Origin of the sequence: Candidatus Scalindua japonica, from assembly GCF_002443295.1 — a bacterium.
Taxonomy (GTDB): Bacteria; Planctomycetota; Brocadiia; order Brocadiales; family Scalinduaceae; genus Scalindua; species Scalindua japonica.
In genome coordinates, this window is the sequence record NZ_BAOS01000022.1 from 12,606 (window position 1) to 37,049 (window position 24,444).

Annotated in this window: 22 protein-coding genes; 16 read left to right on the forward strand and 6 right to left on the reverse strand. The window is 39.3% G+C overall.

Annotation, left to right across the window (positions count from 1 at the left end):
* The first annotated feature begins 35 nt into the window (after nt 1–35).
* From SCALIN_RS11815 to SCALIN_RS11845, 7 genes are all read left to right on the forward strand, one after another.
* Nucleotides 36–443: a nucleotidyltransferase substrate binding protein gene (locus SCALIN_RS11815; protein WP_096894697.1), complete on the forward strand. Its 408-nt coding sequence runs from the start codon at nt 36–38 to the stop codon at nt 441–443.
* Between the two features lie 136 nt (nt 444–579).
* A complete protein-coding gene (locus tag SCALIN_RS22765) occupies nt 580–774 on the forward strand; it encodes a hypothetical protein (protein WP_203415460.1) in 195 nt (64 codons plus the stop codon).
* Between the two features lie 106 nt (nt 775–880).
* The gene (locus tag SCALIN_RS11825; RefSeq protein WP_096894698.1) at nt 881–1,141 is read left to right on the forward strand and encodes a type II toxin-antitoxin system RelB/DinJ family antitoxin; all 261 of its coding nucleotides are present in this window, start codon (nt 881–883) and stop codon (nt 1,139–1,141) included.
* A complete protein-coding gene (locus SCALIN_RS11830) occupies nt 1,138–1,407 on the forward strand; it encodes a type II toxin-antitoxin system RelE/ParE family toxin (protein ID WP_096894699.1) in 270 nt (89 codons plus the stop codon). The genes SCALIN_RS11825 and SCALIN_RS11830 overlap by 4 nt, the downstream gene beginning before the upstream one ends.
* Before the next feature lie 44 nt (nt 1,408–1,451).
* Nucleotides 1,452–2,030 (forward strand): hypothetical protein, encoded by a 579-nt coding sequence (locus SCALIN_RS11835; protein ID WP_096894700.1) that lies wholly within the window; start codon nt 1,452–1,454, stop codon nt 2,028–2,030.
* Nucleotides 2,031–2,870 (forward strand): class I SAM-dependent methyltransferase, encoded by an 840-nt coding sequence (locus tag SCALIN_RS11840; RefSeq protein WP_096894701.1) that lies wholly within the window; start codon nt 2,031–2,033, stop codon nt 2,868–2,870. It begins immediately after the preceding gene.
* A gap of 219 nt (nt 2,871–3,089) precedes the next feature.
* Nucleotides 3,090–3,281 carry a hypothetical protein gene (locus SCALIN_RS11845; RefSeq protein ID WP_162532287.1) on the forward strand — a complete coding sequence of 64 codons (192 nt, stop codon included), beginning with the start codon at nt 3,090–3,092 and terminating at the stop codon, nt 3,279–3,281.
* Here the strand turns inward: SCALIN_RS11845 and SCALIN_RS22205 are convergent.
* On the reverse strand, nt 3,273–3,443 hold the full coding sequence (locus tag SCALIN_RS22205; protein WP_162532288.1) for a hypothetical protein: 171 nt from the start codon (nt 3,441–3,443) through the stop codon (nt 3,273–3,275). The two genes, SCALIN_RS11845 and SCALIN_RS22205, sit on opposite strands and share 9 nt — an antisense overlap.
* 198 nt (nt 3,444–3,641) lie before the next feature.
* Between SCALIN_RS22205 and SCALIN_RS11850 the strand changes: the two genes are divergently transcribed.
* The 9 genes from SCALIN_RS11850 to SCALIN_RS11890 all read left to right on the forward strand — a co-directional run bounded on the left by SCALIN_RS11850 (nt 3,642) and on the right by SCALIN_RS11890 (nt 14,865).
* Entirely contained in the window at nt 3,642–4,847 is a 1,206-nt protein-coding gene (locus SCALIN_RS11850) for a molybdopterin molybdotransferase MoeA (RefSeq protein WP_096894703.1), read from the forward strand.
* A 149-nt stretch (nt 4,848–4,996) separates the two neighbouring features.
* Nucleotides 4,997–6,604 (forward strand): apolipoprotein N-acyltransferase, encoded by a 1,608-nt coding sequence (lnt, locus tag SCALIN_RS11855; protein ID WP_162532289.1) that lies wholly within the window; start codon nt 4,997–4,999, stop codon nt 6,602–6,604.
* An 85-nt stretch (nt 6,605–6,689) separates the two neighbouring features.
* Nucleotides 6,690–7,745, forward strand: a complete 1,056-nt coding sequence (gene mreB, locus SCALIN_RS11860; RefSeq protein WP_304518448.1) for a rod shape-determining protein — start codon at nt 6,690–6,692, stop codon at nt 7,743–7,745.
* Nucleotides 7,735–8,589 (forward strand): rod shape-determining protein MreC, encoded by an 855-nt coding sequence (gene mreC / locus SCALIN_RS11865; RefSeq protein WP_162532290.1) that lies wholly within the window; start codon nt 7,735–7,737, stop codon nt 8,587–8,589. The genes mreB and mreC overlap by 11 nt, the downstream gene beginning before the upstream one ends.
* A 345-nt stretch (nt 8,590–8,934) precedes the next feature.
* On the forward strand, nt 8,935–9,441 hold the full coding sequence (gene mreD, locus SCALIN_RS11870; RefSeq protein WP_096894706.1) for a rod shape-determining protein MreD: 507 nt from the start codon (nt 8,935–8,937) through the stop codon (nt 9,439–9,441).
* Complete coding sequence (locus tag SCALIN_RS11875; protein ID WP_096894707.1) at nt 9,441–11,354, forward strand: peptidoglycan D,D-transpeptidase FtsI family protein; 1,914 nt, start codon at nt 9,441–9,443, stop codon at nt 11,352–11,354. Before mreD ends, SCALIN_RS11875 begins: the two co-directional genes overlap by 1 nt.
* Nucleotides 11,355–11,359: 5 nt before the next feature.
* The gene (gene rodA / locus SCALIN_RS11880; protein WP_096894708.1) at nt 11,360–12,463 is read left to right on the forward strand and encodes a rod shape-determining protein RodA; all 1,104 of its coding nucleotides are present in this window, start codon (nt 11,360–11,362) and stop codon (nt 12,461–12,463) included.
* A complete protein-coding gene (locus tag SCALIN_RS11885) occupies nt 12,456–14,303 on the forward strand; it encodes a TIGR03960 family B12-binding radical SAM protein (protein WP_096894709.1) in 1,848 nt (615 codons plus the stop codon). Before rodA ends, SCALIN_RS11885 begins: the two co-directional genes overlap by 8 nt.
* A gap of 202 nt (nt 14,304–14,505) precedes the next feature.
* Complete coding sequence (locus SCALIN_RS11890; protein ID WP_096894710.1) at nt 14,506–14,865, forward strand: CCDC90 family protein; 360 nt, start codon at nt 14,506–14,508, stop codon at nt 14,863–14,865.
* 313 nt (nt 14,866–15,178) lie between these two features.
* Here SCALIN_RS11890 and SCALIN_RS11900 read toward each other — a convergent pair whose 3' ends face one another.
* The 5 genes from SCALIN_RS11900 to SCALIN_RS11920 all read right to left on the reverse strand — a co-directional run bounded on the left by SCALIN_RS11900 (nt 15,179) and on the right by SCALIN_RS11920 (nt 24,192).
* Nucleotides 15,179–18,145, reverse strand: coding sequence for a CHAT domain-containing protein (locus SCALIN_RS11900; RefSeq protein ID WP_096894711.1), 2,967 nt, complete (start codon nt 18,143–18,145; stop codon nt 15,179–15,181).
* Between the two features lie 265 nt (nt 18,146–18,410).
* Nucleotides 18,411–20,162, reverse strand: a complete 1,752-nt coding sequence (locus tag SCALIN_RS11905; protein WP_230406609.1) for a multiheme c-type cytochrome — start codon at nt 20,160–20,162, stop codon at nt 18,411–18,413.
* 48 nt (nt 20,163–20,210) lie between these two features.
* The gene (locus tag SCALIN_RS11910) at nt 20,211–21,011 is read right to left on the reverse strand and encodes a c-type cytochrome (RefSeq protein WP_096894712.1); all 801 of its coding nucleotides are present in this window, start codon (nt 21,009–21,011) and stop codon (nt 20,211–20,213) included.
* A gap of 742 nt (nt 21,012–21,753) precedes the next feature.
* Nucleotides 21,754–22,518, reverse strand: a complete 765-nt coding sequence (locus SCALIN_RS11915) for a PAS domain S-box protein (RefSeq protein WP_096894713.1) — start codon at nt 22,516–22,518, stop codon at nt 21,754–21,756.
* Nucleotides 22,519–22,623: 105 nt separating this feature from the next.
* Nucleotides 22,624–24,192, reverse strand: a complete 1,569-nt coding sequence (locus SCALIN_RS11920; RefSeq protein WP_096894714.1) for a cache domain-containing protein — start codon at nt 24,190–24,192, stop codon at nt 22,624–22,626.
* Nucleotides 24,193–24,444: the final 252 nt, after the last annotated feature.

Here is a 24,444-nt window from a genome sequence, read left to right on the forward strand (position 1 = left end):
AACTTAATTTCCGATGAACATTGAGGAGAAATGCTATGGAAAATCAAGATATCAGATGGGTCCAAAGATTTCAGAATTTCGAAAAAGCATTTTTACTGCTACAAGAAACTCTACAAATTGAAAGTCCATCTGTAGTAGAACGGGCAGGCATGATGCAGTTTTTTGAAATGACATTTGAGTTGGCATGGAAGCTATTAAAAGATTACGAAGAAGAAGAGGGTTTCACTGTCAATAGCCCGAGAGATGCGATTAAGCAGGCATTTCAGGCAAACACCATCACTTCCGGACATACCTGGTTAGACGCTTTATCAGATAGAAACTTCACTACGCATACTTATCACGAGAAAACTGCTGTTGAAATGGAAGAAAAAATACGCAATAAATATTTCCTTATCCTGGAAAAACTATATGTAGATTTTAAAAATAGAGTGGACAAAGAATGAAATATGGGCTGCTAGATAGAGATATCAAATACATTATTGAATCAATTAAAACATTCAGTGAAATAACGGAAGTCATTTTGTTTGGTTCTCGCGCAAAAGGATCTTCAAAAATGGATCAGATGTGGACATGGCCATTATGGGAGAAAATGTAACTCATTATACAGTAACCCGCCTCTCGTATCTTTTAAATGAAGAAAAACCTTTACCTTACTACTTCGATATTGTTCATTACGAAAAAATAGACGAACCAAAGCTGATAGAACATATCGATCGAGTAGGGATTGTCTTTTATCACCATTTGCACACAAAACATATTGCATCGATTAAATAAATATCTTGTTCCGAAATCTCAAATCGCAAGTTTCATGTCCTCTCTTTTTTCTTTACTTCAATAAAAACTATTTGCAAATGTGTTGCATTTGTGAGACAATTATCACATGGAAAAATCAGCAACTGTTCATGCCAGAATTGAACCAAAAACTAAAAAGAAAGCTGAAGGGGTTTTGAAAAAACTAGGAATGAGCCCTACTGAGGCCATCCGGCTCTTTTATAATCAAATATGCCTTTGTGGCGGCATTCCCTTCCCTCTTCTCATCCCTAATGAGACGACAAAAAAAACCTTGAAAAAGAGCAGTCAGGACGAAGATGTCCAATCCTTTGATTCCCTAGAAGAAATGTTTGATAGTTGGGAAAAATGAAAAGACTGTCCCAGTCCAACCAGTTCTTAAAAGATATTAAAAGGATGAGAAAACGGGGTAAGGATATCGAGAAGTTGCAATCCGTGATAACGAAACTTGCCAATAATGAGACTCTCCATCCCAAGCATAGAGACCACCCGTTGTTGGGAGAATGGAAAAACTGTCGGGATTGCCACATTGACCCGGATTGGATTCTCGTTTATTACACCGATTCAATTACTCTTCGTCTGGAACGTACTGGTAGCCATAGCGACCTGTTTAAATAAAATTCAAATTGAAGATTTATTTTTAAGATGGAGAGGAGTAGAAAATGAGTTGGCGAACTGAATGGAAGGCTATATCGGACCGTATTGACAGTATCTTGGAAGCTGGTAGCTTTTATGCGCAGTTTGGAAATTCCTCTGATGGCGGAAGCGCTGCACACAAAGGATTGATTCCCACTGCAAAAGAAATTCGTACTTCTACTGAAGACTTTAATAATAAATACACACAATTGTTACCAGTTTCAGCAACTTCATACCTAGATAAGTTCATTAGTGATGCACCAGAGTTTTTTGAGAATAGTAATGTGAAATCTCCATATTTAATGGCTCGGGTAACACTTACATTATTATCCGTATTCCGCGCCGATTTTACCTATAAGATCACCGATATATCTGAGCTTGCCCGACGCCTTTCTGAACATGCCTTTTCGCACCTCCAGAGAAGTATTGTCGCTGACCCAACCATCAAATCAAAATGGCAAGATGCCTTTAAAAATGGTGAAACTACGTGTGGAAAACTAGGAGCAGCACATCTTCTTCAACATGGAATATGGGCTTTTAAAGTAAAAGAAGCAGGTGAAACACCATCTAAGATAGTAAATCAACTGAAGAAAGATAAGAAATAAATGTTCAAAGAGTTCGAGAAAATAAATTCACGCCCTACGCCTTTTCAATTTTACACAGCAGATGCGCTATGGACGGATAATCATACCTCCAGTAAGATACTTGAGTCCGACCTGAATGAAGATATTGAAGTTTCGATTCAAAACAGAGAGTTCATAAATCGCTCAATAGGTTGGATAGTCACTCGTTTCGGGATAGTCAAGAACAGCCTGGTTGCAGATTTTGGTTGTGGTATGGGTTCGTATGCAACCCGGCTTGCAGAGAAAGGAGCCGATGTTACCGGAATAGATTTTTCCGAGAGGTTTATTCAACATGCAAAGGGAGTGGCAAAACAGAAAGGGTTAGCTATTAAATATGTTCAGCAAAACTATCTTGAGTTCGAGACAGAGGAACGGTTTGACCTGATAACATTGCTCTTGTGTGATTTCTGCGCATTGAACCCGTCACAGAGAAAGACCATGCTGAAAAAGTTTTATACATTTCTCAATCCCGGTGGTTCTGTTCTCCTTGATGTCTATTCAATGAATGCCTTTGACCAGAGAGAAGAGACAGAAAAATACGAACACTGCCGTCTCGATGGCTTCTGGTCACCTGAGAATTATTACTGTTTTCAAAATATATTGAAATATGACGAAGAAAAAGTAGTACTGGACAAATACACAATAATTGAAGAGAAGCGAACACGTATTGTATACAACTGGTTACAATACTATAGCAAAGACTCCCTCAAAAAGGAATTTGAAGAGAGTGGTTTTACTGTTGAAGGTTTCTATTCTGATCTTATCGGTACTCCCATCAGCCCGGAATCTCTGGAAATTGTTATTATCGCGAAGAAACCTTGATGGAACATAACCAATTTACCAATAACCTAATTATCCCTTGACTTAATTTCGTTTAATAGGTTAGATTCTACTGCTTATTAATAGATTTTTATTGGATAAAACATGTTGAAGAGAAGAAGAAACTACAATTTACAATACTTTTTATGTTACATGGCCTTATTGATATGCACCGGTCTTGTCGCACTAATGTGCGGTTGTGCATCAAATAAACCTTCAAGAGTGGGAAAAGCGACAGTTAATGCTGCTATAAATAGTGCTCCCAACACTGTAGCAGGAACAGTTCAAGGAGCAACATCAACTGCAATAATGGGTGGAAATGTACTACAAGGTGCTCATAAAGGTGTTGGATCAAGCGCGGCAAGCTCTGCAGGCTCCACAGCAGCAGCAATTACTCGTGAACTGTTAAAGTGATTTGCCGGGAATAGGGACAATATATTCTGCATAACAGAGTAGAAAATAAACACTATAGAGATAAAAAAAAGAGACATCTAATTTAATCCACCCCCCCTCCCTGTTCTTCCTGACAATCGAACATTTGTCAGGAAGATTATCACATTCGCTTCTTCTAAACATAAAATCTACATTGACAACATTTCCTTAAAGAATTAGTATTAGCATGAATACACAATTTTTTTCAAAAAATCCCGGCACATCATTAAAGAAGCCGGATTCATATAAAAGCTACTAATTATAGAAACAACAATTTATATATCTGTAGGGGCAATTCTTAAATTTCCCCTACGGAACATGGATTAAAAAAAAGGAGAAATCATGATAAGTGTTGATGAAGCATTAAAGATTGTTTTGAGAAAGGGGAAAAAGTTACCACCAAAGAAAGTAAAACTGGAGGACTCTGCAGGACTCTGCCTGGCAGAGGGCATAAAGTCAGATTTGAATATGCCGCCATTTAACAGATCCGCAATGGATGGATACGCGGTAATAGCAAAAGATATAAAACCACCGGTGGAGCTTGAAGTCATAGAAAGTATACGTGCCGGATACAATCCGAAGAAAAAAATCGGTAGAGGGCAGGCATCTAAGATTATGACAGGCGCAGTAGTACCAGATGGCGCAGACGCTGTTATAAAAGTAGAAGAGACAAAGGCTTTAGATGGTGACAAAAAAGTACGTATCCTGAAGAAAACTGAAAAGGGTGCAAACATTGCCAGGAAAGGAGAGGACGTTCGTGTGGGCAAAACCGTCCTGCCAAAAGGGACAAAGATCAGAGCTCAGGAGACCGGTATCCTTGCGGCAGTGGGTAAAAGCAATGTTACCGTTTACTCAACACCGAGTATCGGTATTATCTCAACAGGTGATGAATTGGTGGATATTGCTCGTAAACCTAAACCATGGCAGATACGTAACAGTAACAGTTACTCCCTCGCTGCTCAAGCCAGACAGATCGTCAAAGATGTTGAAATCCTTGGAAGGGTTAATGATAAAAAAAGTGAAATAAGAAAATTAATTCAGAAAGGTTTAAAGAAAGATATATTGATACTGTCCGGTGGAGTATCAATGGGAGAATACGATCTAGTCGGAGAGGTGTTACTGGACCTTGGTGTCAAGATATTTTTTGAGAAAGTGGCCCTTAGGCCCGGTAAACCCACAGTATTTGGTATGAAGGGCGATAAACTGATTTTTGCGCTTCCGGGGAACCCTGTGTCAACTTTTGTTACCTTTGAATTATTTGTAAAACCATGCGTTAAAAAAATGATGGGCTATACATCATATGAACATCCGATAATCCATGCTGAGCTGGAGAAAGCAATTAATATGAAGAAAAAGCGGCGTGAATATCGTCCGGCATTATTAAAGCAGGAGGGAACAGGTTGGAAGGTCTCTCTCGTGGACTGGCACGGTTCCGGAGATCTGTTCTCATTAACCGGAGCTAATGGGCTACTGATTATAAATGAGTCAGTTGAAAAGTTAAATGCGGGAGACATGGTTGAGGTAATGTTGACGGACGGTTTACTTTAGAAAATCAGTTATTAATTCTTGATTGCAGAGACCGCCTGTCCGACAGTTTGTTGCGCGGGTGTAACTGCTTTAATCCGCATCATCATGCCAACCCGGAAAGGCCGTTTGGACAGGGATGATGCACTCCATATTGATTAGGAAAAAACATATTGTACAAAAAACATTTTTACGTAAATCTCTTCCTCTCTTTTCTCACGGTCCTCCTTCTTTCCTTCTCATTTCCATCACCATGTGTAAGTTATCTGGCCTGGATTGCTCTGGTACCATGGTTCATAATAATATCAACCGGTTACAGGACAGGACTGTTTTCTTATTTAACAGGTCTTCTGTTTTTTGCCTTCAACTTAACATGGCTCTGGTTTGTTACAGGTTTTGGCTGGATATTGTTGGCTCTTTTTTTAGCGCTTTTTTTCTATTTTTTTGGCCTTGTCATACATTATGTGCGCAGGTGGCTGCGGCTGCCTCATCTCTTTATCGCCCCATTTGTCTGGGTGACATTTGAATATTTGAGATCCTTTCCATATTTTGGTTTCCCATGGTTTTTTGTTGGACACACTCAATATTTACATCTACCTTTGATACAGATTGCCGACATTACAGGCATGTACGGTATATCGTTTCTCATCGTTACCGTCAATGCCGCAATTGCGGATTTGATAGAGTATTTTCTGTTCAAATATTTTCCTGGATCAGAGATAGTGCCTTCTATTCTTTCAGAAAAGAGGGGAATGGCATTACGGATCACAATAATTGTACCTTGTTCCCTGATATCTTTAATTCTTACCTATGGTTATTTTGATCTCAAAGGTAAACCCGCATCACCCAATGGTCCGGACATCTGTGTTGTCCAGGGAAATATACCGCAAGGTGTCAAGATCAAGGCGAATAAAGAGCAGAGGAAAAAGATATTATCGAAATATACAGATCTTTCTCTACAAGCGGCCGGGAAAAAAACCGACATTATTGTCTGGCCTGAAACTATGGTTCCGGGTATCCTTAATATTGATCCTAAAATCCTTAACAGGGAGATTGACAATTTGTCTAAAGAATCAGTCCGGATTATAACAGACGCTACCTATGCTAATTTACTACTTGGAGGTACGGCAATAGATGTTCGAGATGCTTCTGCCCTGTATTTTAATACAGCATTCTATTTTGACAGAAATGGTAGCTATATAAACCGTTATGACAAAATATATCTCGTCCCATTTGGAGAATTCATCCCTTTTGAAAAGTGGCTCTCATTTTTTTCTTACCTGGTACCGTATAGTGTAAGTTTAAGCGGAGGCGAGCAGAGAACGATATTTGAACTTGATACCGGGAAAGGCAGCAGAAATTGTAAATTTGGAGTAATTATTTGTTATGAAGATACGGTTGCGTCTTTAGTAAGGAAATTCAGAAAAGATGGCGCTGACTTTATGATAAATATCACAAATGATGCGTGGTTTCACAACAGCTCTGAACTTGACCAGCATCTGGCAGTGATGGTATTCAGAGCCGTTGAAAATCGTACAAGTATTACCCGGGCTGCCAATAGCGGTATCTCTTCCTTTATAGCGCCAAACGGTGAAATATATGATTACTTACACAGCAAAAAGAAATACAAAGAGATAGAGGGTATATTGTGTAACAAAATCAGATTTGAAAATTCTGCAAACTCATGGTATACAAATCATGGTGATGTGTTTGCAATTTCGTGTGTATCAGTAACTGCTGTACTGTTTTTGGCAGCATTGACAAAGAGAATTTTCGCTTGACATTTAGAGGGGTGAACGTATAATCGTTGTCGTAAGCCTTTGTAGTGTTTTAGCTTATATCTAATACAGAAAGAATAATAAAAATATGCATCCTTTAGATTATATGTTGGGGTTAGCTTCTACAGATATGGGTATCGATCTGGGGACGGCCAATACTCTTGTATGTATTCCCGGCCAGGGAGTTGTGTTGTTTGAGCCATCAGTAGTTGCGGTAAAACCCGGAACAAATAAGGTCTTGTTAAATGGCAATGCTGTAGGTCAATCTGCCAAGGCAATGTTGGAAAAAGCACCAAACAGCATTTCGGTGATCAGACCGATGAAAAATGGTGTTATTGCTGATTTTGATATTACAGAGGCGATGCTTAAGTATTTTATCTTAAAGGTACATAAGCGAAAATGGGGGATACGGCCAAGGGTTGTGGTAGCAATTCCATCCGGTATTACTGCCGTGGAAAAACGAGCTGTTGTAAATTCAGCGGAGAGAGCAGGGGCCAGAGAGGTTTATTTAATATCTGAACCCAAAGCAGCCGCTATTGGAGCCGGACTTCCAGTTGGAGAGCCGGTTGCCAGCATGATAGTAGACATCGGAGGCGGTACAACGGAAGTAGCCGTTATTTCATTAGGAGACATTTTTGCGCATGAGAGCTTGAGGGTCGCCGGTGACGCGATGGACGACGCAATAGTCCAGTATGTCAGACGCACTTATAGCCTGGATATTGGCTACAGAACAGCAGAAAGTATTAAGATTGAAATTGGCTCAGCCTTCAAATTAGAGGAAGAGCTTACAGCAGAAGTCAGAGGTCGTGATGCGATTGCCGGATTACCAAGGTCAGTCACCATTACATCGGAAGAGATAAGGGAAGCGCTTCAACCTGCAACAGACGCTATTTTAGACGCTATAAGAAAGACACTGGAAAAAGCATCGCCAGAGCTATCTTCTGACTTGTTAACGACAGGCATGGTTATGGTCGGTGGTGGTGTAATGATCAGAGGTTTAGATAAATTAGCTGCCGAAGAGACGGGACTTCCGGTAGAGATGGTAGCTGAACCTATTACGGCAGTTGCAAGAGGAACGGGAATACTTCTCGAAGATCTTGATCTATATAAGGACGTTTTATGGGATAAGGAACTTGAATCCTGATTTTGGCAAATCCGTTAAAAGTAGTATAATTTATTTTCTAGTCATAATATCCATATCGCTTTTAACCATACCGGAAAACATAACAAACAACATCAAAGTGACGGTCGCATCACCTCTTGCGCCAGTCCAGAAGATAATATCGCAAACATCAGGTTTCTTTAAAAATAAGCTTAAGAAATTGGCATTAGTAGCAAGTAATGCTGAAAAAAATGAAGAGATGGAGAGAGAGCTCTTCTTCCTTAAAAACAAAATAGTCAAACAGCAAAATGCTATAAATGTATATGAACAGAAACTGAATCTTGTATCAGAATATAAAAAAAACAATCATAGTGATGAAAAACCGATAATCGCTGATATCATAGGTTATGATGTCTCAAACTTTAGAAAAAGTATTATTATTGATGTTGGCACAAAACATGGCGCTTCAGTTGGTGATACTGTAGTTTTTGGAAACGCGCTCGTTGGTCGTATCTCGGCTGTAGGGCGTTCATCCGGGCGGGTTATTCTGGTTACAGACCCCGCATCCAACGTTCCATCACGGCTTTTGCAATCAAGGACACAGGGCATGGTACAGGGAGCTGCCGATGGCACATGTATAATGAAATATGTGCCCAGGCATATAAAAGTAAATGAGTCCGACAAAGTTATAACATCAGGTATTGGGGGTGCGTTTCCAAGGTCTCTATATGTAGGAGATGTTATTGAGGTTAAACAGAAAAGTGCAAAACTGTTCAAAGACATTAAAATTAAACCGAAAGTTGCTATTTCAAAGATAGAACATGTATTAGTAATTAAGAAACAGGTAGTGGAAAATATTTCCAATTTAAAAATAATTTATGAATAGGCAGAGAAATATCTCTCCCTGCCCGGACAATATACCCATTTCGAAGTTGTTTTAGGAATTTCAGGGCAGGAGTTTGCCTGTAATTTTGATTTTTCGATTGAACAAAACCAGAGGCATAGCAATGCTAAGTCGAGGATTTTGTGATTGAGAAAAATCTATAAGTTCTGGTGAAATCTGGTAATGAAAACCGAAAACCAATTCGTGATGGGTATAAATACCGAGGGCTTTTAATCCTCCTCTTGCAAAGCAGGGAAACAGGGGTGGTTAAATATATTTATAATGTTTCTCAACTTATTAATAATAATATGTGATTTAATAATTTTTTAGAAATACAAAGATATCCTCATGCCGTGGATTCCCATAATAAGCGTTATTTTATGCATATCATTAATCCAGACAACATTATTGCATCATATTCGCATTCTGGGCATACAACCTGATCTGTTTATCATCTTTCTTGTTTTTCATTCATTAAACTCTAAACTCGAACGATCATTTCATACAAACTGGGTAATAGGCCTTGCAAAAGACTGTTTTACCGAAGGTCTATTCGGTTTAAATACCGTTCTATTTGTTATTGCGGGATATGCGATATCAATTATCAAAGATAATATTTATGGCAAACATCTGGCTACACAAATTTCAGTTACGTTTATAATTTCCCTATTATATAATTTTCTCTACCTGTTTATGTTTTCAATATCATTTACCTCAACCGGCTTTTTATCCGTGGTATGGAAAAGCCCCATTATCGCAGTTTATAATTCTATAATTGTTCCTCCGGTATTCTGGTTACTTAATAGATTCTACTCTTCGTTCGGATTCCCGTCTTTAAGAAGAAAAACAAGATAATGCAAAAGAAACGTTTTAAAATACTTTTTGGAATAATTTCAGTACTGTTTTTTGTTATCCTCTGCAAACTGTTTTACATACAGATGATTCAAGGTGGAAAATACAGTGGTATATCCAACAAAAAAAGAATCAGAACAGTAGATATCGATACATTAAGAGGATCGATTTATGACAGGAACGGATCTGTCTTAGCTGAAGATAAACACTCGTTTGAACTCACCGTTATATATAAAAAGCTGTTTAATGCATCCTTATGCTTTGAACAAAACATATTACCTAACGCGTCAGAGGTCAAAAAACTGGAAACAAACCATCATAATCTATGCAGAGAATGTCATGTCGATAAGGTAATGTGGGTTGAGAAAGTCGCTGGACTACTTGATATTTCATATACCGATGTCTTCAATAAAGCGGTAAAAATTGTGAAAAAAGTAAAGAGAGTCAAGAATGTCGTTGAAAAGAGAAATAAAAGAAAGATACGCGTCAGAGAAGAGACGGTACCACACTCAATTTTTTCACACGTACCCTGGGAAAAAGTTGCCCAGTTCGAGGCTGAGATGTTGAACCTGCCAGGTATACAGATAGAGTCAACCCCGGTAAGATGGTACCCTCAAGGCAATATGTCTTCACATGTTATAGGTTATGTTGGGAAACTGGGAGAAGAAGAGATAGAAAACTATGACTTTAAGAAAAAATGGTTTGACGATCTGAAAGAGAGAGGTGAGTCAAAGTCAGAATTTTTTATTCAAAAAGCAATATCAATGGATGCCTCAATTGGAAAAAGTGGTATTGAAAAAACATATAATTCAAGGTTAATGGGTATTCCGGGCGAGAGATTTGAAGAAGTTACTCTTGATACAATGCGTGTCGATAAACTTATTCTGGAAAGACCTTCAATTCCCGGTAATGACATTTTTCTGACTATTGACAGTAGAATACAGAGTATTGCAGAAAAAGCACTTGGGAACAGAAAAGGATCCGTTATTGTAATGGACCCGTGGAATGGTGAAATCATAGCGATTGTTTCCTACCCCAGATATAATTTAAATACGCTTAATGATGACTATGCAACTCTTAGCAAAAACCCCCTTAAACCATTCCTCAACAGGCCTGTTCAAAGTATTTTACCTCCAGGATCAACCTTTAAAATAATCACTGCAATTGCGGCGCTGGAAGAAAATAAAATAGACACGAATACGCACTTTCAATGTTACGGATCATTGAAAGTTGGAAATATCCGTTTTCGATGTAATAAAAGATATGGTCACGGATTATTGAATGTTGAAGAGGCCATACAATATTCATGCAATATTTTCTTCTATGAAACGGCAAAAGTCCTGGGAGGAACATTATTAAAAAAGTGGGCTGATCGTTTTGGTTTGGGAAACAGAACAGATTCTGGTCTGGCTTATGAAAAGAGTGGAAATTTTCCAAAATCAAAATCTATTTACCAGACGATAAATCTATCAATTGGCCAGGGAGCAATGCTGGTTACACCGATACAAGTTGCGGGAATGATAGCCACGATTGCAAATGGCGGCTGGCGTACGAAACCACATATCCTCCAAAAAATTTCAGATTATAGAGGAAATATATTAGTAAACAAAAAATATAAACTCACAGAAAAAATATGGATCTCAGAAAAAAATATGGATCTTGTAAAACACTCATTACGTAAAGTCGTGACAAGTGGCACCGCTAAAGATACCAATCTGAAAGAGCTGCTTGTCGCGGGTAAAACAGGAACAACACAAACGGCACGAGAAGATGAAAACCATGCCTGGTTTGTCGGCTACACACCTTTTGAAAACCCAAAATACTGTTTTGTCGTTGTAGTAGAGCATACGAAAGGGCACGGTGCGGAAGTAGCCGGCCCTATAGTCCGGAAACTTTTAACACAGATAGGAATCTGATTTTTATGTATCGTCTCGTTGGTTTAAGAAATTTTGACTGGCTGATATTTCTGGTAATATGCCTGCTTCTGGCTACCGGTTTTTTCTTTGTATGGAGCGCCTCTTCAGAGAGTTTCGCGTTCAAACAGATAATCTGGATCGGTGTTGGAGTGATTGTCTTTTCCGCATTGTTAATAGTTGACTATTATTCAATTGGCAGGATTTCATATATTTTATATTTTATTGTCCTCTTTTGTTTGTTATTAGTCCTGATATTTGGTAAAACGGTATATGGAGCACAACGATGGCTGATGGTAGGCCCTATCTCCATACAACCATCTGAGATGACGAAGATCGCCCTTGTTTTGGTTCTTTCAAGATACTTCGTGGACGAAAAGAGTGTTGCAGGATTTAGCGGCATCTTCTTTCCGTTAGGATTGACGCTCGTGCCTATGACATTAATAATGAAACAGCCGGATCTTGGCACAAGTTTGATCCTGGTCCCTGTATTTTTCTCAATTATGTATATTGCCGGCGTAAAGACCAGGTATTTGCTTTCTATAATCGCTTTTACCTTGTCCACATTTCCTCTTTTCTGGTACTTTATACTTAAGAATTATCAGAAGGCGAGAATAGTTAGTTTTATCTGGCCCGATACTGTAAGCAACTGGGGGTCAGGCTATCACAGAATACAATCGTTAATAACAATTGGTTCAGGCGGTAGTTTTGGAAGTGGATGGGGCAAAGGTGTTCAGAGTCAGCTTAACTTCTTACCACAGGGACATACGGATTTTATCTTTTCCGTCATAGCTGAAGAGTGGGGGTTTTACAGGAGCTGTGCAATCCTGTGCTTTTATGTCGTATTTATTGCATGCAGCATAGGCATTGCGATAAATACCAGGGATCCTTATGGCAGATTGATCGTAACAGGCTTTACCACGATGTTTGCCGCCCAGATACTCATAAATGTTGCAATGACAATTGGTCTTGCACCAATTACCGGATTGCCGTTACCATTTATCAGCTATGGAGGATCTTCCTTGATATCATCCTTTATAGCATTATCATTTATATTTAATGTAAGAATGAGGAATAGAGTCGCTTTAGCGAAGGACGGGTTTTATGAATAATTTACGACGTTATGTAGAAGACAATATCCTGCCTTTTGTGGAAACACCCGGACAGTATATTGGAGAGGAGTGGAATTCCATCAAGAAGGAAGGTGACGATATAGACATTTCATTTGCCCTGGCCTTTCCGGATACTTACGCAATAGGAATGTCACATATGGGAATGCAGATTATATACGGTCTTTTAAACGAACGGAATGACACGGCCTGTGAAAGAGTATTCGCTCCATGGTATGACATGGAAGCCGCTTTGCGAGAACACAATATTCCATTATACTCTCTGGAGACGTTCAGGCCACTGAAAGAATTTGATATTGTCGGTTTCTCGCTCCAATATGAAATGTCGTTTACCAACGTTATTAATATGCTTGATCTTGCAAAGATACCATTAAAAAGGGAGAACAGAACAGAAAATGATCCCCTGATTATTGCGGGTGGACCCCTCGCGCTTACTCCGGAACCGATCTCAGATTTTATAGATATATTCTTTGCAGGTGATGGTGAGGAGAAACTGCCTCAATTTATCGAACACTTTAAGGCACTGAAAAACACGGAAAGCCTGCCAAGAAAAGAGAAGATTATCTCTCTGGTAAAAAAGATGAAAAACCTTTATGCCCCCTCTCTTTATGATATCACCTATGACCCTGACGGAACCATAAATAACATAAGGCCAAATCTGCCGGATGTTCCTCCTGTGGTGCATGGCGCGTCAGTCAGTAACCTGGGTAAAGCATATTTTCCTATAAACCCGATCATTCCTTACGTACAAACTGTCTTTGACCGCATTTCCATCGAAGTTATGCGTGGCTGCACACAGGGGTGCAGATTCTGCCAGGCAGGAATGACAAAACGACCAAACAGAATACGTTCAGTAGATAAGATTTTGAATATGTCCACAGATTGTTATAGTAACACGGGACACGACGAAATATCTCTCGGTGCGTTATCAATAAGCGATTATCCTCATCTTAAAGACCTGATGGCCCGTATGGGTGAGACTTTTGACCAGAAGAAAGTAAACATAGCGTTTCCTTCTCTGAGAGTATCTGATCAACTGACCGGGCTACCATCGCTTCTCAATACGGTGCGCAAATCCGGCTTAACACTGGCTCCTGAAGCCGCTACTAAACGGCTAAGGAAGGTAATCAATAAAAACATTTCAAACGAAGATCTCTTTGCGGGAGTTAAAGAGGCATATCGAGAAGGATGGAACCTGGTAAAACTATACTTTATGGTTGGTCTCCCTACTGAGACGGATGAAGACGTTGAAGAGATAGCAAATCTGGCTTACAAAATTTCTAATCTTGGAAAAGAGGTAAAAGGCTCGTATGGAAACGTGAATATAACGATATCAACTTTCGTCCCCAAAGCCCATACCCCTTTTCAATGGGAATCCATGGTTTCTCTGGAAAGGATAAAAGAGATCAAGCACATTATTATGGATAAAATCAGGCACAGAAGGATTCGTGTTAAATTCAATAAGCCTGAGAGGAGTATACTGGAGGGGATATTCGCGCGTGGCGACAGGAAGCTGGGAAAAGCAGTCCTTCAAGCCTGGCAGGACGGCTGCAGGTTTGACGCCTGGGACGATCATTTTGAATATGATAAATGGATAAATACATTTCAGAAAACCGGCCTGGACGAAAACTTCTACCTAAGTAGAAAAAGAAAAGAAGACGAAATCCTTCCATGGGAACATCTAAGCTGTGGATTAATAAAAGAATTTCTTTTAAAAGAGAGAAAGAGGTCTTTTGAACAGGAATTTACACCTGATTGCTTTACAGATGATTGTCCGGATTGCGGTGCATGCGCGAGGTCTGAACACTATGTAAAAAACTGAAATCTAAATACCTCTAAAAAACAAAACGGATCAAAGCAAAACATATTATTTTTTTAAGGCTGGTTGCCATACCCCATGAATGACAAGTCGGACAGTTTTACACACCAATCAATGATTACCTCTGGCAAGAAACCCGACCTACTAACCCTGATTTCATCAGTACATCTTGACATTTTTCAACTTTTCTGATACTTTCAATACCATGTCAATCACAGAAGAACTTAATAATATAAAAACATTAGAGAACGCCGGCTTTGATCACAAACAAGCTGAAGCATTAACCGGCATTATTGAAAAAGCCCAAGTCAGCGGCCGGGAAGACCTGAAGGACTTTATTCGCAGTGAGAACAGTAGTCTTCGTAATGAAATTCGTAATGAAATAAACAACTTACGCAATGAGCTTAAACAGGATATAAATAGCGTGCGCAATGAGTTCAAACAAGATATAAAAGATTTAGAAGTACGCATGGCATATGCCCAAAGGGACTTGCTGATTAAGATATTTGGCATCATCGTTGGTACTGTTGGTGTTGCAGTTACAATCCTCAAGCTCTTCCCCTGAGTCCCTCAATCTCATATCTACCTGTCCTTTCTCCGTTTCAACCACCACTCTTCGTGTCTTTGTGTAAGTAAGCTCTTTCTTTTCCCCTGCGCCCAGAGACATTGCGGTGAAAATCGGTGATGTACATACCCTGAAACTATCTCATTCCAACTACCAAATTGGCTTCCGATGTTTCCAACAAAAGGTGATAATGGTTATCCATCAGCACATAAGTATGAATAACTCAACCGGTCATTGCACACGCTTCCGTTAAGGTTTCAAGAAACAGTTTACGAGACATAGACATTTTATGGTACTTTTAGGTATTAGTCATCTAATTCCCATAATAATAGACAAAAGGTGCCCAATAGTATGGCGCTCTATATTTCTCTCCAAAGTCACCACTAATAAATCGGCGTTTCACCTCTGTAATGGCATCCGCATAGCGCATACCATTGTCTTGAACAAGGCCATACATCGTTGCCATGAACGGAGAGTTAGACTCACCTGCCACTCTCCAGAGTGAAATGGAAACAGACTTTGCTCCGGACAAGAAAAAAGAGTGGATTAGCCTGGAAAATCCTTCATGCTCGTAAATCCCTCCCAAACCTGCGTCAAAAGCTGAAAGGTTTACCAGATCAGCCCTGATTTCCATCTTTGCAATCTCTTCGGCACGTAAATAGCCATCCTCTTTTCCCATATCTTTAAATTGTGATAAGACCAGGGCTGATAGTTCAGGGGCCTCCGGAACGACAAGACCATGGGTAGCGAAATGGAGTGCTTTGTAATCAAAAAATTTCCAGTCATTACATAGCTCTTTTATGTCTCTTTCCGATACATTCTTACCGGTAAAAATATCTGATCTTTTGACTGTTTTTTTAATTTTCTGGACTTCACTCATAGTGTTCGGCAGGTCAGGCCATGAAGAGAGACCCAGACCCCTGTATGCATTTCCAATAGACCTAAGATTTTCATAATCGGGATAGAGATTCTGCATTAAAAGATCCATCCGCATATTTTCCAGACTGGAGTAAATATTTTTTGTTAAAACTGACAGTTGGACTCTGTTCTCTATCATTTCTGCCTTAAAATCGGGACCTTTGTAAACTGCCCCGCCAAACGCCAGCAAAGGTTTACGGTTTTCATCATATTTTCGCTTTTTTATAAGTTTCCGTATATCCAGAGATTGTATGTAACTTATACTACACTTTTCTACCATATATTGTCCATTTTCATCAATAAGCGTGCCGAAAGGTATATAGGTCAGAATCCCATCCGGAACAATAATGAGTTTTTTCTTGTCCCTGATCTTTTCCTCCAATGGCTTAATGAGCAGTCCGTATAGAGATCTTCCTATCTCTCTAGTATCAGTTTTACGCTGGCTATTACTTGTACTGGCATCCGCCACCGTACTTTTACTGTCCTGCACAGGAAGTTCACTTAATAAAGAGCCGTAGTAGTTGATAACATTACTAAAATCACTTTTGTTTTCGCTTAGACTACGTTGATTTAATAATAACGTCTTTATTTTAGTATTGTATTTATCAATAGATGATTGAACAAAGGATTCTCGCGAAAGCTCTATACCCATAATCTCCTCTCTCGTAATAGCAATCTGTACTATTTTTTCCTGGTTAGCATTCGCGTAGACAATGATCACAGTATCATCATCCAGAGTTTCCTTAATTTCATCTATATCCTGAGGCCATAATCCTCTTTCCCGTTTCTTTTTGTCTTTTTCACTCTCAAAAAACATTTCAATCTGTAACTTTGCCCTGACAAGCTCAATAGCCTGAAAGGCGGACGGTGCATCATTATCTTTGATATAGGCAGAGGTAAGCAGTTGATAAGCGTTGTAGAGATCGTACAATAAGCGCTTGCGTAGTTTTCCTGTTTCTGTTTCACGTAACTCTTCTATTATGGAAACAGATTCTTTAAGGCGCTCAATTGCTATTTTATATTTTTCTTGTGAGATGGAAGTTTTACCAATTCCGATGAGATCACTGATGATATCAAAATCCTTCCCGATTTTTATATCATTAGCCAACTCCCTTTCATAAGGATAGATGATCTTGTCATGTTTATTCCAGTAAAAGCGATAAAACAGAGTAATGTTATTATCAATAAGAATCTCTCCCACCTCTTTGCTCAATTTTCTGTCCACCGCTAAAGCCTTTTCATAGTATTCAACGGCCTTGTCATAGTTCCCCTGTGTATTATAAACACTACCAATATTTTTTAGACTTATGGAAGTCTGATTATCCTCTTCCGGCTCCCTTGCTATACCAAGCGCATCTTCAAAATATTTAACGGCCCTTTCATGTTGCCCTTGAGATTGGTAAACAGTGCCAATATTGTTGAGACAGGCAGCAACGTTGTCACCCTGCCTCAGATTCCTGTATAGATCCATGGCCTCTTTATAATACTTAACAGCCTTTTCATATTGACCCTCTGATTTGCAAACTTCACTAAGCTTATTAAGCGTGCACCTAAAGGCAATACTATCTTGCTTAAACAATTTTCTAGATATATCCAGAGAGTCCTCAAAACACTTGATAGAGGTATCATGTTGCCCCCACGAATTGTAAGCGTTACCCATATTGCTGAGCGCATTTGCAATCCCTTCTTCCAGACCCAGTTTTCTATCTATCGATAATGCTTCTTCGTAGTATTTTATGGCATTATCAAATTTTCCAATAGCCTCATAGACTCTGCCAATATTATCGAGACCAGTAGCTACCTTTTCTTCCCTGCCAAGTTTTTTGTCTATTTCTATAGCTCTCTTAATATTTTCAAGTGCTGTATCATGTTGCCCCAGGAAGTTATAAGTATCACCGATGTAGTTAAGATTATCAGCAGCCTTACCCTCCAGTCCCAATCTTGTGTATATATCTAAAGCTTTCTGATAATACTTGAGGGCCACATCATATTTCGTCAAATAGTTGTAAAAATACCCAAAGCGGTTATAGCATTCGGCAACGACATCTTCCCTTTCAAGATTTTCTGCAATCTTTAAAGCTTCTTCAATTTTCTCAGTAGCCATTTTATATTGACCGGCCAGAGAATAATAGTAAGCTGCCTGATTCAGATCCGTTACTAAATGTAATTTAATTGGAGCCGAAGAGCTTTTTTCTATTTGCACAGATTTTTCATATACCTCTGCAGCCATGAGATACTCGCCTGAATTTTCCAGTTTTTGTGCTTTATACCGGTTTGTATCAATAGTCCGCTCTTCCTGTGCATAAAGAGATGAACCGGTAAATAATATTAATATCAGGATAAATAAACCTATTTTTTTCATTTATTTCTTACAAAATAGCAGGAATCTGTCCTCTCTATCGAGAGGACGGGCATATTTTCATACAAAGTGGTTATGTAAAGTCAGTTTTCCCCATTCGACTATGTCATTCAAGTGAACAAACAGATTTTTTCATCATGGCTTTTTTGTAAAACCACTCCTACATTGTATTAAAAATTTCATGATAAAAAAAAAGGCGCTCATCTCTGAGCGCCTTTTTTACTATCTAATCACTACGGACAATCGACATCCGCATTAATGTACTTATTTAATAATTCAACTCATCTACTTCCCACACATTGCCTGTCGGAACACCACTACTCTTCTTTTTTGGTGCCGCATGGCCTTCACTACTACCACTGCTGCTATGTGAAACGGGCTGCGCACCTCCACGCTGTTCTAAAGCATGCTCTCTACGCATTCTCAAGCCCTCTGACTGGATTTTTCCAAGCTGCTGGAACATTGGTGCCTGTCCCCACCACCACATGATATCCTGCTGTGCGTGGGCATAACCTTTGTAGCCCTGAAGTTTATACCAGAACCACATTTTGGCATATTCCGTCTCAATTACGGATGGATTATTCTCACCCTGGTAGAACATTGCATATACACCAAGGATTGGCCCGACAACCGGTACCTTTCCACCTAACGACTTAAACGCATTATAAACACCTTCTCCGATTAACTCTGGAGGGAGCAACTCGGCAACTTTATCGCCAAACGGATAGATATCACGCTCTGCCACAGACGGGTACAGAATATCTTCAGCGATAAGATCGTCAATTATCTTCTGTGCCTGATCAGTAAGGCCAAATGCCTGGAACATATAATCGTCAAGTTGCTCTAAATATGTATAAGCAAAGCGAGGACTATGACAGTTAGAACAAACTTCTACCCATTTATCTCTCTTATCCAGATTTTCATCTGAATATACGTCTATCTTTGGAGCAATTATGTTAATCCCATAAGGGTAATCCTTAAGCGATGATTTATACTCAATATTTGACGGAGGAACTGTTCCCATACGCCAGATACCCTTTGAAACGAAATTATGTGTAAATGTTCCACCACCCTGATACATATGGCAGAACTGACATGTTGGTGTACGATATTCTTCACCAACCTGCACATGAGCAAGAGGTTTGTCAAAGTTGTAGCTCTCCTCCTCCATCTCTAAAATCATACCGTGCTTTGATTCACCATAGGATTCAGCATCCGGATGGTCAGGACCCATGTGACACGTCATACAGGCTTTTGGATTTCTTGCTTCTGCAGCAGAGAATGAGTGCCTGGTGTGACAAGGATCACATTTGGTAGAGATACCGTGACACATATCACAACCGGCATTACCTGCCAGCCACCCTCTTCTATCAGCCTCAGGATACCAGGGAACAAGAACGTTAGCCTCCATCGCCTGTATGTGATTAGGTCGACCATGATTTTTCTCACTGTTAAACTGGCGTACCTGTCTTTCGTGACACTCGCTGCAGATCTCAGCATGAGGCATCCTTATCTCGTTTTTCTCCGTGTCAGCATGACAGTCAAAACAGTCAACGTTGATAATTTCTCTTCCAATTGATTCTTCTATGATTTTTGTCTTACGAGCTATTAAAGGTGTCTTTCTCGGATTGAAATGAGCAGAACCTTTCCAGTCATGGACTGCACCGGTATTAATACCATCATGACACCTTATACACAAATCCCTACGCTCTTTCTCAATAAACAGGGAGTGATCCAGAATATCCATTGGTTCATAATGCCTCATCGGAGACATGTACATCTGCATCTTCAAAGGTTTGTAATAGTCTTTAAATAGACCTGCACCCTCACTCAGGCCAACATTATCCTTAAACACTGGACTGTACCAGTCAGGAAACCCTTCATATATATCGACAAACTTCGGCACGTAAGGCTCCTTCTCCGCCTTCTCATCATGTGCCAGAACTGACCCTGAGAACTGTATGGCTATAACCAGCAATGCCATAGTAACGAAAAGCATCAGCTTTTTTGCATAATTCATAATACTCATTCTCCTTTAATTTATTTTATATCAAAAATCTTAACCGACTTACTCCGCATGGTCTTCTTTGTTTGTTTTGGTAGCAAGTGATTTTACAAAATGCACCATACACCAACGGTCTTCGTCTGAAAGTTCATTAGCAAAAGATGGCATCGGCGTACCATTCACACCTGTTGTAAACCTCAAGTAGATATCTTTATTTGTTGCGCCTCCCTTAAACTTATCCTGCCTGGTAAAATTATAGGCCTGAATTGGGATTCCCCACTCGTCTTCAAGATCATAACTGCTTGGACCATCTCCTTCTCCTGTCTCACCATGGCATTTCCAGCACTCTTTCTGAAAATAAAGTTCCCTACCCCTCGCAATAGTCTTCTGGGTAGACCTCAACTCTGGCCCTAAAACTACTGATGGCTCAGGTTCTCTATACTGCCAGGCTTCTGAAAAGCTTTTCAAAACGGGAAGTAACGACGTAATCTGGTCTTTGTCAAGAATATCCCATGGCATCATAGATGTCCCATGGATCCCGACCGAAATTACATGAATGAGATCCGCATCGGTAGGTAAAGAACCTGATGGATTTGTGCGTATCTTATATTGACCCTTTGTAAAATCCCTGGGTTTTGGGTAAAGTGCGCCATATAACGGACCATAGCCATCACCATCTTCGCCATGACACGGAGCACAATATTTATTGTAAAGATCCTTGCCCTTAAGTTTTTCTCCAGCCATTACCGTGTTACCAAGGCATAGCATGGACACAAAAACAATAATCATTGCGCTGAATATAATATTCCCCCAGCACAAATTGTTTCGTCCACTAATTCCTTTCTTACCATTCAAATATGCCACTGATTATTCCTCCCAAAACTTAATAAAAAAATATGTCTTTAATAAATCGACAAATACATCTATGCAACACAACTGTACATTCAATTTATCCGATTACTGATTTTTAAATGACAAAGCAGAATAAACGAATAAATAAGGTAAGTACTAATAACCTTTTTATATTTCTTCACACAACAATATATAAAACTTTTATAACTTTTTCAAACTAAATCCTAAACTATAAACACGCAACTAAATCTTCACTGCTAATAGTGAATAAAAAAACCAATTATCAACTTGAACTCAGCGTTATCCGGTCAGATTATTGCTGGTGTACCATTAACCTTCACAAAGGAGTCTTTCAGCGGGAATCCACGAAAATCGAAACTATAGATGCCCGACAAAGGCATTCGAGTATGACAAAAATCATAATCACCTGATACTATTGACTTGAATGGAAATTTCCGTCTATAGCCATATCAGCACTGAGATTACTATCGTACTTTGTCTCCCGCATCTTACATTGACAGGAGCAATACCTATCATTCTCCTGCATGATGAGACACGTCATAGATTTAAGAATTCACGATGGATGTAACTCGTTATGCTTAGCTAATTCACGGCTTATGAATTGCGTTTAATTTAAGACGATTCAAAAGAATACTTAAAAGAACGGGAATAGTGACAACAGCAATACAATTAAGCTAAATAATAGAGAACGAACACTATGTGCTTGTGAAAAATACGTTCTCTGTCTGCAAGCTCACTGTTTTTTCTTAAGCTCTTTTATTTCTTTTTGCCATTCATCCTCCTGCCTCTTTCGCTCAGTAATATCCCTGATTATCCCTTCAATACGAATGGGTATGCCTGCTTCATTTTTAACCATAGTAGATGTTCGTTCAGTGTAAAAATGCTCGCCATTTTTCTTCTTACAAAATGACGCAAAACCCATCCAGACCCCATCTTCTCGAAGCTTCTTAACGAGCCTTTCTCTGTCTTTTTGATCGACATAGATATCCCTTACCTTTGTCCCAATCATTTCTTCAGGGGATGTGTAACCAAACATTTCTGCACATGCCTGATTTACCCACGTAAACTTCCCATCCACTCCGGGTTCAGATTGGTAAACACCCTCCTTTAGCGATTCCAAGAGTAGCCTTTTATCTCTTTCAGACTTTTGCAATTGAACCTTTTCCATTTCCAGTTGTTCTTTTGCACGTTCAAGCTCCTGGTTTATGTGTCTGATTTTTATATCTTGTCCTCTTAACGAGTCTGCAACCTTTTCCGCTTCCAGCTTTTGTCCCACTGCTTCTTCAACCAGTTTAAATCCCTCTTCTGGCGAACCAAAAGCTTTCATGATTCTTTTTTCCATATTTTCAGCAAATGTTTTTTCCCTGACAAAACCCGCATCCTTCATATCATTGTATTTGTGTATCATCTTAACCGTAAAACCAACATCCAAAAACAATATCAGCAGAATAATGGTCTTCGCGTTTACTGAAAGACCCTTAGAGTTTCCATTACCCATAATTTCCTACTCCTTGTTAGTGCAGTGTTATTTATTTAAATTCGTTGTTAAAACAAGCCTCTTATATAATTTACCTATATCCTTACAGCACACACCATTCAGTTCTCATCGCCCTGACTTTTTCTGGCTTTCATTTTGCAGATCATCTTCCTTTTTTTTTCTGTCGCTAATGTCCCTGATCACACCCTCAATACGAACAGGCTTCCCTTTTTCATCCTTCACCAGATGTGAGGTACGTTCTGTATAAAATTTGCCTCCATTCTTATTCATGCAATATGACGTAAAATCTTTCGAGGCACCATCTTTTTCAAGTTTATCTAACAGTTTTTTCCTATCAGCCTGATCCACATAGATATCCTTTACCTTAGTACCTTCCATCTCTTCAGGAGATGCATAGCCAAACATTTCCGCACAAGATTTATTTACCCATGTAAAGCGACCTTCAACTCCCGGTTCACATTGATAGATTCCCGCCTGAAGAGCATTAAATAATTCCCTATAAGCATTTTCAGATTCCACGATCTCTTTAGTTTTCTTATCCAATGCTTCTGCCATTGAATTAAAAGACGTTGCCAGAACGCCAAGCTCATCTCCTCTATTTACATTTACCCGCTGAGCCAGATCTCCCGCAGACATCTTTTCAGTTGCCTCAGTTAACTCAATTATCGGGGTAGATATTTTTTTACCAACAACGTACGCAAAAAACACAATCGGGAATGCGATTCCAAACAACAATACCCAGCCAAGGGTATTGAGATTGTAGGCCACTCCGTAGACTTCTGCCTTATCTATCTCGGTAATAACAGCCCAATCAAGCTCAGGCAGCCAACGCCATACACCCAATACTGATATACCCGCGTAATCTTGATAACCCTTTGAACTGGAACCGTTCTTGCCCTTAAGACACTGGCTAACAGAATAAGTCAACTTCCCGTTATCGGGATTAACCACCTTCAACTCTAAAGCACTTCTTGTCTTAATCATTCCGGTTTTCTTTAAATTCTTACTAAACCTTGATTCAGTAAGCATATATCCATCTTTACCGACAATGAACGTTTCACCTGTTTTCCCAAACTTTTGACTTTGCAGCAAATTGCTCAAAGTAGCAACATGGATTCTGAACGCAACGACCCCAATCACAGTATCACCATCTTTTAAGGGAGCAGACACAAACAATGTAGGCAAACCTACTTCCTTCCCATCAAACTCATTCGTAAGGGCAATTACAGACGGTATGATACTAGTAGCATATGGTTTTCCTTGCATAGCCTGCTTAATAAAATCTCTTCCAGAAAGATCACCTCCCACCTCTTCTTCTGATGTAGCAAGTGTAACTATTCCATCTGCGTTGCATACAAACGCACCCTTGTAACCATATTCCGAAACAACCAACTCTAGATATTCTGTAGCCTCTCTATCGTCCCCCCCCGCGCTCTTCAAGCTATTAGCAATATATGGATTGTTCGCTGCAACTATAACATCCGTCTTCCTATCCTTCATCCATGATGACACTAAGTCAGCCTGCTTGTTACCTACCGTTTCGAGATTATCCATGATTACAGTTCTGAGATCAGACTGAATCTTTGGGTACGCAATAATCCTCAGCAACACAAACGGTAACAGAGTAAAGAAAATCAGAATTAATATGATGTAATGTTTAATCGATACCTTCATTTATTTTTCTCCATAAAATGCATATTTATAATTTTGATACCCAAAAGCACTTTACCATTCTTCAGAATAAAAATTGGAACTCTGTCTGGTTTACTCTTTAATTTTTATCTTAAATCTATATAGTGCACTAAAAAATCATAACGGGAAATACATTTGGCTCAACCAACAGTTACAAACGAAACAAAAAAAAAGCTGCTATTCCCCAATCACAATCATATACTGCTGCCGGAATAGAAACTCACAGATATTATT